The organism is Arcicella sp. BE140, assembly GCF_031456255.1.
GTDB lineage: Bacteria > Bacteroidota > Bacteroidia > Cytophagales > Spirosomataceae > Arcicella > Arcicella aquatica.
This window is the reverse complement of sequence record NZ_JAVDUE010000004.1, coordinates 60173-77025: the sequence shown is the minus strand read 5'-3', so window position 1 is coordinate 77025 and position 16853 is coordinate 60173. Positions and strand designations below refer to the sequence as shown.

14 protein-coding genes are annotated in these 16853 nt (G+C 34.5%); 3 read left to right on the top strand and 11 right to left on the bottom strand.

Annotated features, from left to right (window positions below; genetic code table 11):
* Positions 1-9: 9 nt before the first annotated feature.
* Positions 10-1368, bottom strand: coding sequence for a DUF1080 domain-containing protein (locus J2Y60_RS08380; protein ID WP_309923199.1), 1359 nt, complete (start codon positions 1366-1368; stop codon positions 10-12).
* Between the two features lie 671 nt (positions 1369-2039).
* On the opposite strand from J2Y60_RS08380, the gene J2Y60_RS08375 reads away from it, so the two are divergent.
* Entirely contained in the window at positions 2040-3326 is a 1287-nt protein-coding gene (locus J2Y60_RS08375; protein WP_309923201.1) for a PepSY-associated TM helix domain-containing protein, read from the top strand.
* A gap of 188 nt (positions 3327-3514) precedes the next feature.
* On the top strand, positions 3515-5854 hold the full coding sequence (locus J2Y60_RS08370) for a TonB-dependent receptor (protein WP_309923204.1): 2340 nt from the start codon (positions 3515-3517) through the stop codon (positions 5852-5854).
* 180 nt (positions 5855-6034) lie between these two features.
* Here J2Y60_RS08370 and J2Y60_RS08365 read toward each other — a convergent pair whose 3' ends face one another.
* Together J2Y60_RS08365 and J2Y60_RS08360 are read right to left on the bottom strand one after the other, a co-directional pair.
* A complete protein-coding gene (locus J2Y60_RS08365) occupies positions 6035-6475 on the bottom strand; it encodes an SMI1/KNR4 family protein (RefSeq protein ID WP_309923206.1) in 441 nt (146 codons plus the stop codon).
* A gap of 564 nt (positions 6476-7039) precedes the next feature.
* Positions 7040-7687: a hypothetical protein gene (locus J2Y60_RS08360; RefSeq protein WP_309923208.1), complete on the bottom strand. Its 648-nt coding sequence runs from the start codon at positions 7685-7687 to the stop codon at positions 7040-7042.
* Positions 7688-7858: 171 nt separating this feature from the next.
* Here J2Y60_RS08360 and J2Y60_RS08355 point away from each other — a divergent pair, with 171 nt between their 5' ends.
* On the top strand, positions 7859-8416 hold the full coding sequence (locus J2Y60_RS08355) for a hypothetical protein (protein ID WP_309923210.1): 558 nt from the start codon (positions 7859-7861) through the stop codon (positions 8414-8416).
* A gap of 90 nt (positions 8417-8506) precedes the next feature.
* Here the strand turns inward: J2Y60_RS08355 and J2Y60_RS08350 are convergent, their stop codons facing one another.
* The 8 genes from J2Y60_RS08350 to J2Y60_RS08315 form a co-directional block, all read right to left on the bottom strand.
* Positions 8507-8854 (bottom strand): hypothetical protein, encoded by a 348-nt coding sequence (locus tag J2Y60_RS08350; RefSeq protein ID WP_309923213.1) that lies wholly within the window; start codon positions 8852-8854, stop codon positions 8507-8509.
* Between the two features lie 188 nt (positions 8855-9042).
* Positions 9043-9768 (bottom strand): siderophore-interacting protein, encoded by a 726-nt coding sequence (locus tag J2Y60_RS08345; RefSeq protein WP_309994591.1) that lies wholly within the window; start codon positions 9766-9768, stop codon positions 9043-9045.
* A gap of 80 nt (positions 9769-9848) precedes the next feature.
* Positions 9849-10706: a helix-turn-helix transcriptional regulator gene (locus tag J2Y60_RS08340; protein ID WP_309923216.1), complete on the bottom strand. Its 858-nt coding sequence runs from the start codon at positions 10704-10706 to the stop codon at positions 9849-9851.
* A 248-nt stretch (positions 10707-10954) separates the two neighbouring features.
* Positions 10955-11497 carry a hypothetical protein gene (locus J2Y60_RS08335; RefSeq protein WP_309923218.1) on the bottom strand — a complete coding sequence of 181 codons (543 nt, stop codon included), beginning with the start codon at positions 11495-11497 and terminating at the stop codon, positions 10955-10957.
* A gap of 4 nt (positions 11498-11501) precedes the next feature.
* Entirely contained in the window at positions 11502-11834 is a 333-nt protein-coding gene (locus tag J2Y60_RS08330; protein ID WP_309923220.1) for a PD-(D/E)XK nuclease family transposase, read from the bottom strand.
* Positions 11835-11969: 135 nt separating this feature from the next.
* Positions 11970-14444 carry a right-handed parallel beta-helix repeat-containing protein gene (locus J2Y60_RS08325; RefSeq protein WP_309923222.1) on the bottom strand — a complete coding sequence of 825 codons (2475 nt, stop codon included), beginning with the start codon at positions 14442-14444 and terminating at the stop codon, positions 11970-11972.
* 70 nt (positions 14445-14514) lie between these two features.
* Positions 14515-15423, bottom strand: coding sequence for an SMP-30/gluconolactonase/LRE family protein (locus J2Y60_RS08320; RefSeq protein ID WP_309923224.1), 909 nt, complete (start codon positions 15421-15423; stop codon positions 14515-14517).
* A gap of 222 nt (positions 15424-15645) precedes the next feature.
* Positions 15646-16737: a hypothetical protein gene (locus J2Y60_RS08315; protein WP_309923225.1), complete on the bottom strand. Its 1092-nt coding sequence runs from the start codon at positions 16735-16737 to the stop codon at positions 15646-15648.
* Positions 16738-16853: the final 116 nt, after the last annotated feature.

The window sequence follows — 16853 nt, the reverse complement described above, 5'->3', positions numbered from 1 at the left end:
ACTCTATTACTACAATGTTTTAATCTTAATATTCTTAAATGATACATTATTGCCGTGGTCTTGAATAAGGATATTTCCTTTTTCTCCAGCACCAAAGCCATTGTATTTCTCATATTTACTTCTTGCTACCAAAGCCTTGAAAATATTACTATTGCGTTCATATTCTACCACTTTGAACCCATTCAACCAGTGTTGTACAATGTTGTTTGGATATACAATTACTCTTGCTTGGTTCCACTCACCAATTTTACGTTGGAAACGTTTGTCTAGTTTATACGATGGTATTAAATCATACAAACTACTCATAGTTCGGTTACCTACCGATCCCATTTTTGCATCTGGATGTTTTTCATCATCTAATACTTGATATTCTAACCCGATTCCAGATTTACCATTAGAATCAAACGCTTCGTTTACAAAGTATTTCACGCCTGAGTTCGCACCTTCTGTTAATTTAAATTCAAAAGTTAATTCAAATGCCCCGTACTGTTCGGCACTTACGATATCGTTGCCTGTTTCAGAGCCATCAGAAGGACTCACATTGATAGTTCCATCAATTACTTTCCAGTGAATATCAGGCATTTTTTCTTGGTGAACACCTCTCCAACCTGTGAAATCCTTACCGTTGAATAATAATTTTACGCCTTGTGCTTTTTCTTGTTCAGATAACGTATTTAACGTTAAATTAATCACTGGCGTATTATCCGTCGGGCGAGGCTTTAAATTTTCAGTCTGGATTTTGATGTTCTTCCAGCTTATTTCCATGCCTTCTTTCATGTCTCCATAAATAGCATGCACTTGTAAGGCAATAAAGCCTTTCGCCGTCATATCATCTACCAAATTAGCTACTGGTACATCGTTTACCCAAGTACGAATTACATTCCCGATAGCTTCGATGCGGTATTTATTCCATTGTCCATGTAATTTAAAGGCTTTTTTACCTTCTGGATTGATGTTTGGAATATACAACCAGTCACGGCGACCTTCGTCATAAATTCCACCCGACCACGCACGCTCTGAAGGGTCAACTTCGGCTTGATAGCCGTGTACTCTACCATTTTGATAATCTGGGCTCGACAAACTTCTAAATTGAATACCAGAATTCATACCGTCAGCTACTTTAAGCTCTAGTTCTAAAATAAAATCGCCGTAATCGCTTTCGGTACATAGAAATGAATTAGGAGTATCCTTTACGGTAGTGCCTACAATCTCTCCATTTCTTACACTGTATTTAGCTTTCCCTCCTAATTGCTTGAAACCTTTCAAGGTTTTTCCATCAAACAAACTAGTCCATTTTTCTTTTTGAGCAAATGACGAAAAAGATAAAATACTGATAATAAATAAAATACTTAAAAACTTTTGTCTCATTGTTTTATTATAAAATTAGATTTACTCTTATAAAGAATACAACATAATTTTTATACTGAATTTTATGAAAGAATATTGGAGGGTCTGTAGGGTAAGGGTATTTTAGTTGTATTTACAGAATAGAAGTCACTATTATATAAAAAATTATATTTTGTTTATATCAAAAAAACAATATTTTGTTTCGTAAGTCCTTACTTTTCTTCACTAGGCGTGCCCGTCAGACACAAGAAAAGTAACCGCGCGGCGGACCGCAAAAGAAAGTCAAGAAATTCCAATCGCAACGGCGACCCGTCTCGCTCCGCTCAAACAGTGGAATTTCGCTAAATGCTGACGCTTGAATAAATAAAATCTTAAGTATTAAATCTGGCAATCCTTATCTAGGCTTCTAAACAATACGTTGAACGATTACTTTTTATTCAACTGTGTTTCCCCCAATATTAAATTTTACAAATCCAATCACTTATTTAGACTAAATATAAAGTAATTATTGACTTTTAGTATTTTTTAAACTAGCTTTGTTTATTATTTATAATAAATCTAAATAAATATTGTTTTTAAAAGATTGGATTAAAGAAAATGAAGAATGCTTGGTCTAAATAGCAGTGTTATCAATATTCCATCAGCATTAACAAAACGCTGTTTGTAGCGCTTATTTATATAAAAAACTAACCATGAAACAACAATATACTTTTCGGAAATTCATTTATGATATTCACTTGTGGCTTGGTTTACCTAGCGCGATTGTGCTGTTAATCATGTGTTTGACGGGTACAATATATGTTTTCCAAAAAGATATTACGCAATGGGTAGATAAAGACAAATTCAAGATTCAGGTACAAGCTGGGGCAAAAATGCTCCCTGTCAATCAATTAGCGAAAGCCGTTGCCAAGGAGAAAAATGGGAAAGTAACCCTTATTCAGGTTCCTCAAAATGCTGATGAAGCATGGACTTTTACTGTCTTACCCAAAAAAGACAAAAAAGCAGAGAAAGCCAATGACGATAAAAAAGTAGCAAAGACTTCTAAAGGTAAAGCTGAAAATGAGAAAGTAGCTCCTAAACAGGAAAAAACAAAGAGCTATCTGGTAAATCCCTATACGGGTGTAATTCAAGGCGATGCTCAAACACCTACTGCGGAATTTTTCGCTACGGCTTTAAAACTGCATAGATGGTTGTTGATAGAAAACCATGATATTGGAGGAGGAATAACAGGTGTGGCATGTATCATGATGATTTTTCTACAAATTACTGGATTAATGTTGTGGGCACCCACTAAGATAAAAAACTGGGGAAAATTTAGTGCTTGGAAACAGGGATTTAAGATTAAAACAGATGCTAAATTCAAGCGCATAAATTTTGATATGCACAAAGCCTTAGGCTTCTATGCCTTTATTTTTGTTACGATAATGGCTTTGACGGGGCCATACTTTGCCTTTACATGGTACAAAAATGCCTTTGCCCAAACATTGACTGGCAAAAAGCCTAGTCCAAAAGAAACCGCTGAACAATCTGTTTATATCAATGCTGACACTAAACCGTTGGCATTTGAGAAAATATTGGATAAAGTAAATACTATTTATCCGTACCAAGGCACTACCCGCATTACATTACCCAAAGATTCACTAGGTACAGTGAATGTATTAAAGTACAAATCTGGTTTCTTAACTTCTGCGGGTCTCGACCGTGTGATACTAGACCAATATTCGGGCAAGGTAATTGTGCTAAACAGTTTTGCACAAAAAAGCCTTGGTGAAAAAATTGTATCCTCCGCCAAGCTTATCCATACTGGCGAATTGTTTGGTACTTTTTCTAAGATATTATATTTCATTGCTTGCCTAATCGCCACGAGTCTTCCAGTAACAGGCTTCTTGATTTGGTGGGGTAGAAATGGCTATGGTTCAAAAAAGAAAACAAAAACATTAATCACTAACAAAAGTATGAAGGAAGTTATTTCTTCATAGGATATACCCCTACTCTTCTCGTTCAAAGAAGTAAATTTCATCTAGTTATAAAAACTTCCCACTGAAAAAGGTAGCAACTTTTACAGAGGCTGGAGAAGTCGTAGTTACAGATGCCGTTTCATTTATTTTTTACAGTTTTTCAACCATGAAAAACGTATCGCATTCGTATTTTTAACAATTTAATTACCATGAAATATTTATTACTTTTTGTACTGTTTTTGGCATCATTGACAGCTACTTTTGCCCAAACTACTGGGAATATAACGGGGCGTATTACGTCTGTAGAGAATCTTCCATTAGAGCTTGTCTCTATCTCTATCAAACAGTTGAACAAGGCAACCCTTACGAATGTTGATGGACAATACCAATTTACTAATGTTGCAGCTGGCAATTACACCATCACGATTCAGATGCTTGGTTTAGCAGAAAAAAACATAGCTGTAGAAGTAAAAGCAGGTGAAACCGCTACACTTAACTACCAACTTACTGAAGAAAACATCCGTGCCTTACAAGAGGTAACCGTAGTAGGAAGTGCGAACAAGTTTTCTCATAAAGAAAGCGTATATATAGCAAGGTTACCGCTTAAGAACCTTGAAAACCCACAAGTATATAATACCATACCGAAAGCATTGATTCAAGAACAAATGGCGCTTGACTTAGGAAGTATCGGTAAAAATGTGCCAGGGGCAGGTATTCCGATGTTGGCAAACCAAGGTAGAGTAACGTTTCGCTCAAGAGGTTTTGAAACAGAACCAAATGCCCGAAATGGTGTAGCTGGACAGGCTTTCTCATCTATCGACCCTGCTAACCTTGAACGTGTAGAAGCTATCAAAGGGCCATCTGCTACGTTATTCGGAACAAGCGTATCAAGTAGTTATGGGGGACTTTACAACCGTGTTACTAAAAAGCCTTACAATGGGTTTGGTGGCGAAGTAGGCTATTTTGGCGGAAGCTGGAATTACAACCGTTTGGTATTCGACATCAATACCCCTGCTAATGCAGATAAAACGGTATTGTTTCGTTTGAACGGTGCGACTACTTTTGAAAAAAGTTTCCAAGATATGGGCTTTACCAATTCGTTGAGCTTGGCTCCTAGTTTCTCTTATCAAATCACAGACCGTCTAGCTTTGTTAGTTGACGTAGAGCTTGGTAAGGCAGAAGCAACTTCGGTAGTGCGTTTTAACCCTTTTACGGGAAGCAACAAAACGCAATCGATTGTAGATATGAAGTTTCCTTACAACCGTTTATTTGGAGCAAACGACCTTACTTATCAAACAGAAATGATGAATATATTTGCCCAATTCAACTATAAGATTTCGGACAAATGGACTTCACAAACCATTATTTCTCGTGCACGCTCGTCTATCAATGGCTATATCTCAGCATTGAATGGTCGTACAGATACAACATTGAGAGCATCCGTTATCAGAGGCTATACTGCTTTTATTGCGAATGATATTCAGCAAAACTTTATTGGAGATTTCCAAATTGGTAAATTCCGTAATAGATTAGTTGTAGGGTTAGATTATTACAATAACTCAAACTCGTTCGATAGACTTACTATCAACGGACCCACTATCAATTTTATTAACCCAGGTACTACTTATAAAATTACCAAACAAACCATAGACGGCTTGGCATCTACAGGAACGTTGCGTGCAGAAAACAATGGTGATAATACTTACGCCATGTATGCATCTGACGTATTCAATGTTAACGACAGATTGATGGCAATGCTTAGTTTAAGGGTAGACCGTTATTTCAATCAAGGTGTGTATAATATCAATACGGCTGTGACTACTGGCACTTACAATCAGACTACGCTTTCGCCTAAATTAGGCTTAGTGTATCAATTGATAAAAGATAGAGTTTCGTTGTTTGGTAACTACATGAATGGGTTTTTCAATAGAAATGGTTCGGATGCACAGGGAAATCCATTTAAGCCAGAACAGGCTAACCAACTTGAATATGGGATTAAAGCAGATGTGTTAAACCATAAATTAGTAGGAACCATTAGTTATTATGATATTCAGGTAAAGGATGTGTTAAGAATAGATCCAAAGGATGCTAATTATTCAATCCAAGATGGTACACAGGAAAGCAAAGGTATAGAAATTGAGCTTACAGCTACACCGTTTACAGGTTTCAACATCGTAGCTGGTTATGCTTACAACGATAGTAAATACACCAAAGCCGATGAAACTGTTCAAGGATTACGCCCTGCTTTGTCGGGTCCTCCGAGAACCCTTAATTTTTGGGTTAGCTACCGTCTTTCAAAAGGAAACTTAAAAGGTTTAGGTCTTGGTTTTGGTGGTAACTCAGGTAGTTCATCTTTCCAGACGAATACACAAAAAGCAAAAGTTATCATTCCTGCTTATACCATCTTTGATACGACTGTTTTTTATGACCATAGCAAATTCCGTATAGGCTTTAAAGTAGATAACTTAACAAGCGAGCAAGCTTGGTCAGTGCGTTTAACGCCACAAGCTCCTGCTAAATTTACAGGAAATGTTACGTTGAAGTTTTAGTAGGTAGCAACAAAAACTTTATTCTTCAAAGAAATAGAGGCAAATCATAATCCCTAGCGAGGTACTTAAGTGCCTCGCTAGGGATTATGATTTAATAACAATTAATGGTCACCAGAACTTCCACCAAGGTTTTATGTTCTCAGGTAATTGGCAATCATTATTCATATCGCAGTTATCATATTAGCCACGAAAAATACCGAATGTACCTTCCTTGCTATATAATGTAATAAAATCTATTATTGAGTCACCTATATAATTCCTTTGGGGCTTATTATAGTCTTCCTGTTCATAAGTCAAATAAAAAAATTTATACTTATTCTTGTCGTATAGGTCTATTTCAAGTCCACAGGTTTCTGAATAAATCAAATATTCTGCAAAAAACAAATATTCACCTACGTTGTCGTTATCTTTTTCAACTTCATTGATTGGTATTATATTGAAAATCAAATCGTCACCTTCCAACCCGTTTGAGAAAGTATAAAACTCAACCAAATCATCTGGCAGTTTTATACCAAGCGTTTTTTCAATTTCATGTAATTCTTTAATGCTAATACCTTTCTTTTTATCAACTTTAAATTTAGCGGTTGAATTTATTGTGTTTAACAAGTCTGAAATGTTCATCGTTAATTGATTGTATTGAAGAGCTTTTCATGCTGTGAAAACTCTCAATATATAGAAAATGCAAAACCATTGAAATATGCTATTTAGTAAACATCAATCGAAGGTTAAAACTAACTTCCGAGTATCAATCCAGCACTATTTTTTTTACAAACCCCACAATATTCTGCTTCATTTTGGCTATTATTACACCATTTACAGCCTCTTGGATTACGTAATGCAAAATTGGAAATGATAAAGTATCCCATGATTGGCGTCATGACCAAACATATTAGTAAGGCAACGAAAAAGTTTATTTTCCTATTTTCACTTTCTTGTTTACACATTAAGATTGTAATTATCAAATAAGCAATTGGGAATATTAAAAGGAGATAAACCATTGTATTACTTTATTATTAATTAGTGATTTAATTGATTTTCTCAGCATAAAAGTAATTTCTGTGATTACTCTTAACACTTAGTGTGTTACTGTAACTAATCTTCTAATATCTAAAGTAATAATTTATTTTTAATAATTAAAAGGGATGTAGGAAGATGGGAGTGAAATACTAAACTAAGCCACGGAGATTATTTGCACTCACAAGACTCATAAGTCTTTTCAATGATAGTTGAAGTATCTTTTAATAAATCTTCCTTTTTTATACTTATAGAGACGAGACCTTTTTTATAAAACTTTTTAGAAAAAGTAAATTCAAAAAACGACAAAGACTTGTTGCTTGAATCATAATAAATAGTATTATCTTGATCTCCTAAACTTTCAAAAAGCTTTGTATTGCCCTCCTTTAGATTTACTAACAGGTATGCATTTAAAAGAGTGTTCGCTTTAGTTGCTCCTGATATTTTAGATTTTATAATTAAAAAATCATTTTTCGTATCATTTATTCTATATATATTCATATTCTTATCTGTAAGAATAAAATTAAAGAATCTATCTATCTCTTTGCCTCCATAAACTTTTTTGTGGCCTTTTACCTTGATTTTCTTTTTCAATTCATCAAACTCAATATCATTAACTTTAGCCTTTTTTAATTTCAGAAAGACACTATTATATTGACCGACAAACTTTTTTATACAACAATCAAAGTCTTGAGTTGTTTTTGGTGAAACTTCTCTGTTGTGAATACGTAAATTGACAATAGGGATGTTTGGCAATATATTACTGTGATTTGTAAACAGTAAAAATACTGTAACCAAAATAGTATATATCTTTTTCATTTACTTATATGTTTTTTTATTTGCTTTTTTATACTCCTGCTTGGCGTTTGTTTCACTACGTCAAGGTGAACTGCAATGTTACATTGCAAAAATGCAACGCATTTTATAAGTTTGTTAAGTTGCGGACACGGCTTACCATGTAAAATTTGAATTAATAGAAATAATAAAATAATGATAATACTTACAGACAAAGATTTAGAAATTTTAGTAAACGATTCTCTTTCTAATCGTGAAGAAATATACAACAAAATACATTTTAAAGTCTCTTTTGAGGAATTTAAACAAATCTTATTTTCACTAAAAGATGATGTTGAGCATATTGATTTATTTTCTATTATTTATTGGCTTTTACCTCATACCATGAGTAAAAATGAATTTGAAGAATTAAACACCATTTTTTTAAAAGAAAAATGGCATCAGAATCATGATGATATGGTTGGAATGTTTCAAGATTATTTCCATGATAATCCTAACAATATAGATACAATTTTGCATGTAATGAATGATTTACCTGAATTTTATAGATATGATACAGATTTAAAACACCCCTTTATCCGCAAGTGCATATATGCTATTGGGGCACAGCCAGAACCTTATAATATACAAACTTTGGAGGCTTTGTTAGAAAAGGAAACAGAAGAAGATATTATAGAATATTTAAAAGAACAGATTGAAACAAGAAAAACTGATGGACGTTGGGAAGCGAGAATACCAAGGAGTGATTATTAATAAAATTAAGTTTTGCAATCATGAGTCATCCCGAATTTTGAAATCTTTAAAAACTCAATATTTTAAAAGAAAATTCGGGATGACTCGTGTTTACTTTTTCAAAGGATGACCTAGCCAAATCATTATCAAAGGCATTAATAAAAAGGGAATTTCGATTAAAGCCGTTTTTATATTATTGGTATTTAATGCCATAGCCATAATTAGCAAAATGACAATAGCATTCAGTAAATTACCTGCAAAATAGGTTTGGGGAAACAATACCAACAAACATATTGCTAATGATACTATTCCTATCGGCAAAACAAAGCCTTGGCTTAAACCGATGTCAGAGAGCATTTTAGTTTCTTCTGGTTTCATGCTCATCGTAAGAGCAGACCATGCATGTTTGGCATTTAAAAACACTGTAATGGCTATCAAGATTCCGCTAATGATTTTCATATTTATTGCTTTTTGTTTGATTGTAACTATAACACAAAGATTATACTTTATTAACAAAAAGTACTTGCGAAAATCAAAGGAGGATTTGCAAAAAACAAAGAAAAAAATAAATCAACTAACCCCTTGCTTGAATTATTTTTTCACTGCATCAAGCAAGGGTAGAAAACTCATCACTCACAATTCAACTCTCAAAGCCCCACCTTCCCATCTGCCCAATATGGTTGTGTATAAATGTTTTTACTAGATACACCTTTGTCTCTCAGGGCTTTCCTAAAATTTTGAATTGATTTGGCATTACCCATCAAATAAAAAAATCCGTTCTGCCATAATTGCCAAATTTTGTCGTCCAATTTGTTTAAAGTCTCAATAGCAAACTCAGCTCTGTTGACTGATTTGGGGACGGTATCCACCATCAACCCTAATGATTTTGGCACTTCTAATGATGTATTGTCTAGTTCTAAAATACCTAGATAATTGTTTTCACTATGATTAATTTCGTCTTTGATACTTTTAAACACGCTAATGCAAGATTCATCGCCAAAAAAGAATTGATATTTTGCTTCCTGTTTATAAATATTGAAGCCTCTTGGCAAACCAACGGTTACTTGGTCGCCTACTTTTATGTTTTCAATAAAATGGCTTCCTGGACCATTACTGTGAAGATGGAAAATCACTTCAAATATTCCTGATTCACTATCCCATTTGCTAGGGGTGTAATTGCGGTAATTGGTATCATCTATTCTAATGAAGATGGCTTGTCCAATTTTGAATTTTACTTGGGGAAAGTCTCCCTTAAACGTAATGATTTTTACGTTGGGACTTGGCATAACAGTTGAAACAACGTTTACTTTACAGATTTTACTGCTAAACGTTAATTCCATAAAGTCGCCTATTATTTTGGGTATCGACGGCATATTTTTCTTGTATTAATTCTCTCACAAAATTGATACAAAAACAGCCATAAATGGTTGAATAGGCAAGGGAGATAATAGGACTATTCACGGAATTTGTTCCTAAATCCGAGAGGTGTTTCGTTGCTTATTTTTTTGAATAGCCTTGAAAAATAGGAATGGTCTTTAAAACCTAAATGATAGGCTATTTCCTTCACTTCGTTTTCAGTATAATACAAAAGCCTTTGTGCTTCTAAAAGCATTGCATTTTGTAGCCAATAAGTAACAGATTTCCCTGTGGTTAAACTCACACAGTCGTTCAGGTGTGTAGTGCTAATGTTTAGCTCTTTGGCAAAAAAAGAAGGGCTTTCTAAAAAGTTGTTTTTAGCAATTAACTTTTTGAAATTGGTCGTAATCAATGACGATTGATTTTTACGTTCTGGCGTATGTATTTCTGATGATTGAAATAAATTTGAGAATTGATACACCAACGCATTAAAAAGTCCATTGATAATTTGTGTATTGTATAACTGATTTTTGGTAAAAACACTATTCAATAAAGCAATGTTTGCCATCAGGTCTTCTTGTAGAACTTCCTCTATTTTTTTTACTTGTTCAGAAATCTTCAAATTTTGAAAGATTTCTGAACAAAGATTGGGAATTAAAAAGGGAGCAATACTGATAAAATATCCTGAGGAACCTGCTGATACTTGCTGGACAGCATGAATCTGAAAAGGCTTCATCAAAAGCACACTTGGAGACTCTATTTCAATATTAACGGTATCGCATTGCATCATTACAGAGCCACTTGTGATTACAAAAAAAATAAAGAAATCGTCTCGATGGACTCCTCTTTTATCCTCATGATAATCAACATCTTCTACAGACAACTTTGCAATATAAATACCTCCAATAGCTTCGCTACTTTGATTAAAAACGGGTATATCGGCTTTTATTTTCAAGGCTTTGCTGTGTTTTTGTGTTGTTGAAATCTACCTTTTCGTGGGTAAAGTAATCGTTTATTATTAAAGCTAAAAGGGGGTTATCAAGAAGAGGAGGGGAAAATAAGTCCAGCCTTTGTAAAAGTTAAACTTATTTTAGAAGAGTTTAATTTAGTCTCTGTTACAAACTGAGGTAATTTTAGGTACAAGTAACGCTTTGCTTGATTTGATACTTGTACCATTAGGGATATATTTCTACAAAATTCTCTTTAACTATTCTTAATTAGCTTTTGTTTAACTTCCTTAACAAGGTCTTCTGGAACATTTGCAAGCGTTGCTATTTTACTACTATTAAAATCCGTTTGCTGTAAAAGGTTGATTACAAATTTCTCTTTTTCTTGATTTATTCTTCTACTCTCTGCTTTTACTGCTTCGGCATTACGAGCGATTAAAATCTCTAATGAAGCCTTTTCATCTGGTGTCATTTTTCGACTATCTAACTCATCAATAGCAACTTTCAACCATTCCTCATTCCAGAATTCAGGGAATTGGGTTGACTTAGTAAATGTATGTATCGTTTTCATGGTATATATCAGTTTTTCTAAATCCTTTTGACAATCAGACTCTTGTAATGTAAATTTATCTAATTCTACCGTAATAAACGTCATTTGTTCATCGAAAAGTTCTCCTTGCTCATTTCTCAGATTTGCGACTGTGTGAAATCCACCATAAGGAAAAATATCATTCGCTAAAATAGCTACACAATATATTTTTGTTAAGGTTGAATAATCAAACTTACCTCTTTTTACCATTGCATTAAACTTGTGTAATGCGTAAAATCGCACGGGCGACCCCGTTCATCCTTTGAACAAAATATGAAGCTTCGCCATATTGCATTTCTACAATAAATTGATTGTCGTTTTCATCTGTACATGACAAATCTAAAATCCCGCTTCTACCATCCTGAGTTATCCCTTCAAAGGTATTTTTATCAAATTTAATTTCACTAATTGGCACATTTGATTTAATAAGTGCTTGTAAAGCTTTTCTCAAAAAAAGTGTATTAGATTCATTACCAAATGTTGCTTTAAATCCATAATCTGATATTATCGGTATAAATATTTGACCTTCTGTATATAGTGTTTCCATAAAACAAATTTAATCAAACTTATAAGTTTGGCAAAATTCTGCATCAATGAACTCATGTAAGAAGAATTTACCTTTTGTTTTCAGTTTTACGCTAAAACATTATAAGCCCAATTGGCAAAGCAAAGAACATTTACGCTATCGTTGCATAATCAATACGCCAAAAATAGCTTGATTGATATTGAGTTTTTGCTTGGCTTGGTTACGGATAATTACAAATTCTTGTTGATTCAGCTTAGCTTTATCACTACTTACGTACTCTTTTAGGCTTTGGATATTACTGATTTTAACCCCGTTGATTGTTTGAATGAGGTCTCCTTTTTTGAACCCTAATTTTGTTGCTAAAGCATCGTCCGTAAAATCAAGTAAGGCTACTCCTATTTCATCAAAACCCAGTCCATAAGCTGATAATTCGTCGCCTTGGGGTTCTTTTAAACTTGTGCCCATCCAAGTAAAAGCACTGTTTGGCTGTGCATGAATAAACTCAGCATTGATATTAATAGTTGGTATTACAGGCGTTTTGGCAATGGCTTTCAAAGAAGGTTTGGTTACTCCAAAATTATCTAATGGAAAATTTATAAACCCTATTTTCAAAGCTGGTGAAGTGTCTTTCACCCTAAAATCACCTTTTTCAGGATTAACAAACATGGCATCCCCATTTAAAGAATGTTCATCACAACCGTTCTGAGCATACCGCTTCATGTTTTCTTGATTAGATACAAAAAAGTTATAGTCTAGTTCTTTCCCCCATTTGCCATTCTGTGCAATAGATTTGTTCATAACGGCGGGTCTATACGCCATAAACACAATATTGTTTTTAAAAACATCACCACTGCTTTGATACCATACGTGCGGATGTAAACTGTTATTGATAATGATATTGTTAGTAGCAATTCTATCATAGCCTTCACGCATTTTTAGTCCGCCTCTCAACAACAAATTATTATAAATTCTGTAGCTAGTAGAACCATCGTCGAGGTCAATATCCCAACCATGGTCACATCGCCAACGACTATTTCTTAAAATATTGGGTTCTAGTATATCCCAAAAAGGCAAAGTCGGTTCTTTGGCAACTTCTGCTACAGTTTCGTTGATTTCTGGTGTCCAAAAGCGGTCACGTCCCCACGAGTTAAAACTTCCGTGGTCGCCTGTTTCTAAGACGGTATTAAAAATATCACAGTTTTCTATGATATTTCCACCAAAAGTACCTTCGTTGATATTGATTCCTGCCCGAGGTACATCATAAATGGAACAATGATTTACCCTGATTTTATGTGAAATAGCAATATGCACTGGTGCAGTCTGTTTTTCATCTCGCCCTGTCATCGTAATCAAACAGTCTTCTACTAAGCAATCTTCTGGGAAATTATCGCCTTTTGGCCCTGGTGTTTTATCCAGATGCTTAAAATCTTGATTCCCATATCTGAACAAAGGATTTCTTACGGTAGCAGGGTCGCCCACAAATGCAATTCCATTGGCACCACTATGATGGATATAACAACCTTTAATGGTAATTCTACGATTATAATTATTCACAAAAATGGTGTTCCCTCCTACTTGGTCAAACTCACAATCTTTAATAGCACAGTCTTCTGCACCATTGAAAACAACTGCACCACCTCTATACACCGTCCAGTCTGACCGCAAAAGTGGTTCTTTATTATCCATAAAAGTCCGAGCGGCATGGCGAAATACAAATCCTTCAAGGCTTATTCCGCTTACAGGTTTTTCTTTAGAACCCTTAAATTCAATCAAATGCCTTAGCCGAACCACCTCTACTTTTGCAGTTTGTAAATCTGTTGTTGATGCTGGCATATAATAAAGACTATGTTCATTTTTATTATAAAACCATTCGCCTTCCACATCCAATTCCTCAAAAACATTCTCGACCATTCGATAAAGTGGGTGCATTGCTGAAGGACGATTATTCTGCCAACCACCTTCGTATTTGAGTGTTCCATCGGGATTCTTCCCTTGTATCACCCAGTGCATATCGCCCCATAAAGCATTGTGCATGGCATGAATATAACCCCCTTCAGGATTTACCCAGTTTTGAGTACGGCTCAATATCAAAGGATTAGTGGCAGCATCTGCCTTGGCATTATGATCTAACTCCCAAGTATCAAATACATTTTTTCCCGCAACAGCGTTTGGAAAACGTGCCATTCTTTGACGAACTCCGTTGATATACAACTGGTCGATTGCTACATTATTAGGCACTTGTGCTTTATAAATTCCCTTTTGCCAAGGTTTCCAATTTAGTTTCAGTAACAAACCTCCACTTATGATGGCTTTACCTTCATGCTCGGCTGTATATTTAATGGGTGATGTCAGACTTTTGCTATCATCGGCAGTAAAATGAACTGTTTCGGGCAAATAGTAAATACCATCCATAAAAATCACATTGACTGGTTTGCCAGCTTGTGTTTTACGTGCTAAGGTTTGAGCTTTGGCAAAACTGGCAACTGGTTTCGCTTTTGTTCCTGCATTTTTATCATTGCCTTTTGGGGAAACATAGATATTTTGTCCCGCACTAAACAAATGCGTTTTATTAACTTGGGCATAGATTATTTGGCTACTTAATAGTAGTAATACAATTTTTATATTTTTCATCAATCTTTATGATTATCCCTTGATAGTCAATACATTATTTTAATACATAAGGAATATTTGATAAAAAATACTATTCTACTCCTTTCACTTGCATTTGTAGCGTATAAACCGATTCTGAGGCGGTAATAAATAATGTTTTGCGGTCTTTGCCTCCAAAACAAATATTTCCGACCCAATTAGACGGTACTGGAATATTGCCTAATTTTATGCCTTGAGGATTATAAATAGTAACGCCTTTCCCCGTAATGTATAAATTCCCTTGGTTATCTAAGGTCATACCATCTGAGCCCATTGGAGCAAAAAGTTGTCGATTTGCCAATGTTCCATCCGCTTGAATTTCATATCTGTAAGTTTTGCTATCACCAATATCAGCAACATACAAATACTTTCCGTCTGGCGTGCCAACAATACCATTGGGTCTTTTTAAATCGGCATCCACTTCTATCGGTTGAGTAGCTCCTTTGGCTAAATAATACACATTTTGTTTATCGATGTCAGGCTTTTGTCTTGTCCAATAATCACGTTGATAATAAGGGTCAGTAAAATAAATTCCACCTTTGGCATCAATCCATAAATCATTAGGACCATTAGCTTTATGACCTTTGATATTATCTAACAATACGGTTTTTTCTCCTTTTAAATTAATAGCCCATAGCTCGTTATGCTCGTCGGCACAGGAGATAATGTTACCTTTTTTATCGAAATACAAGCCATTAGAACGCCCCGACTTTTCCATAAAAAGTGTCAATTTACCATCAGTGCTATACTTCCAAATTTTATCATTAGGCTGGTCGGTAAAGTAGATATTGCCTTTTTTATCTACCGCTGGTCCTTCGGTAAAAGTAAATTGTTTGGAAACCTGCACTAACACAGCCCCTTTTTGAATGAGATTCAAAGAAGAAATATCTTCATTCGACTGTGCTAACAATAACTGATTCGACAACAACAGTACAGCAAGAATATGGCTAAACTTTATCATATATTTTTGGATTGTTAATACTAAAAAAGCAAGTTACAGATTTGCAACTTGCTTTCTGGAAAGATTTGTATGGTTTGGAAAAATCTTTGAGCAAAAAAATGCGTATTTATAGCTAGAGTTTGTATTTTATTTTTGTTTCAAGTTAAAAAAAATGGAATAGCAATAAATTTTGCACTTCCACTCCTGACGCAAATTCCGTCCTAGGGGTTGCACCTTTCTTCGTCATTTTACTGGTTTGACTAAATATTTTTTCATTATCCAACCTGTCTGCGGTAAGTTGTCTGTAGGACTATGGTAGCTAACATAAACCCATTTTTTATTAATTTGTAAAACAGTTACTTCAAAATCAATTGGCAATCTTTCAATTAACAGAGACTTTAAGTTTGGTTTTGCCATAACTTTGCATACTCTTTGGACAATTCTGAACTCTTTTTCTACTTTTAATTTCTTCGCGTAAATAGCAATTTGTTCCTTAATAACGGTTTCAACTTCTTGCTTAGTTGCATATTCTGGTTTAGGTAACCAAACTCTTGCTTCACTCATTACAGCAAGAATAAAACCTATAATTGTCAATAACTTCCAAAATAAAGAATTAGCATCAGTTTCAATTTTGTCAACTTTAATTTCTATACTTTGAAGAAAAATTTTCAGTTCATTTAGCCCCTCATTGGTTACACCGTTCTCGTCAAATATTCTTTCATTTAGAGAAACGGCATCTTCAGTAATACTTTCAAAGTCATCAATTAAATCCCATTTTCTCTGGGTTGCTACAACTGAAGCTAATTGTCCTGAAATACTGCTAAACGCAAACTGCCAATTATTAATTTGAGAAAATGCAGTTTGATTTTTAGTAAACGCTTCTGTTATGCTTTTAAGATTTCCAAAAAGTTGGTTGTGTTGTGTATTTATAGATGTTATGGCATCAAGTGTTGTTTGCGGAATAGCAAATCGCATTGATTTTGTTAATCCATCAATTGCCGACAAACTAGGGCCTATAGCCATGTGCTGTTGTTGCATACTTTTGGCAAAGTCAGTCAATACACTTATACTACCCAAATTTTTTGTAAACTGTTCTTGGTGTTGCATACTTTTAGCAAGTTCAGTCATCATACTTATTGCACTAAGATTTCTTATAGACTTTTCTTGTTGTTGAAAACTTTTAGCAAATTGAGTAAACGTGTTCAGTTCAACAAAACCGTTTGCCATTCTTCCTTGAGTTTTTAGCATTTCTGAAATTTGTGAACTTAGCCCTACCGATTTATGAATATTTTCAGCCCATTGGGTAGATTTTATTATGTCGTCGAATTCTGCCATTTTTACTTTTAATGTTGTTGTTTACAGTTTCTCTTAAGGCTTTTACCACGAACTCGCTAATATGCGAAAGTCTTGTAGTACTTTTTGTATCGTTAGAATATTTACTTCCACTATCT

What these genes read in the sequence shown, in the direction of transcription:
- J2Y60_RS08350 (WP_309923213.1), bottom strand. Translation starts at nt 8,854, where the DNA reads ATGAAAATCATTAGCGGAATCTTGATAGCCATTACAGTGTTTTTAAAT.
- J2Y60_RS08355 (WP_309923210.1), top strand. Translation starts at nt 7,859, where the DNA reads ATGATAATACTTACAGACAAAGATTTAGAAATTTTAGTAAACGATTCT.
- J2Y60_RS08380 (WP_309923199.1), bottom strand. Translation starts at nt 1,368, where the DNA reads ATGAGACAAAAGTTTTTAAGTATTTTATTTATTATCAGTATTTTATCT.
- J2Y60_RS08375 (WP_309923201.1), top strand. Translation starts at nt 2,040, where the DNA reads ATGAAACAACAATATACTTTTCGGAAATTCATTTATGATATTCACTTG.
- J2Y60_RS08345 (WP_309994591.1), bottom strand. Translation starts at nt 9,768, where the DNA reads ATGCCGTCGATACCCAAAATAATAGGCGACTTTATGGAATTAACGTTT.
- J2Y60_RS08370 (WP_309923204.1), top strand. Translation starts at nt 3,515, where the DNA reads ATGAAATATTTATTACTTTTTGTACTGTTTTTGGCATCATTGACAGCT.
- J2Y60_RS08365 (WP_309923206.1), bottom strand. Translation starts at nt 6,475, where the DNA reads ATGAACATTTCAGACTTGTTAAACACAATAAATTCAACCGCTAAATTT.
- J2Y60_RS08360 (WP_309923208.1), bottom strand. Translation starts at nt 7,687, where the DNA reads ATGAAAAAGATATATACTATTTTGGTTACAGTATTTTTACTGTTTACA.
- J2Y60_RS08320 (WP_309923224.1), bottom strand. Translation starts at nt 15,423, where the DNA reads ATGATAAAGTTTAGCCATATTCTTGCTGTACTGTTGTTGTCGAATCAG.
- J2Y60_RS08330 (WP_309923220.1), bottom strand. Translation starts at nt 11,834, where the DNA reads ATGGAAACACTATATACAGAAGGTCAAATATTTATACCGATAATATCA.
- J2Y60_RS08325 (WP_309923222.1), bottom strand. Translation starts at nt 14,444, where the DNA reads ATGAAAAATATAAAAATTGTATTACTACTATTAAGTAGCCAAATAATC.
- J2Y60_RS08315 (WP_309923225.1), bottom strand. Translation starts at nt 16,737, where the DNA reads ATGGCAGAATTCGACGACATAATAAAATCTACCCAATGGGCTGAAAAT.
- J2Y60_RS08335 (WP_309923218.1), bottom strand. Translation starts at nt 11,497, where the DNA reads ATGGTAAAAAGAGGTAAGTTTGATTATTCAACCTTAACAAAAATATAT.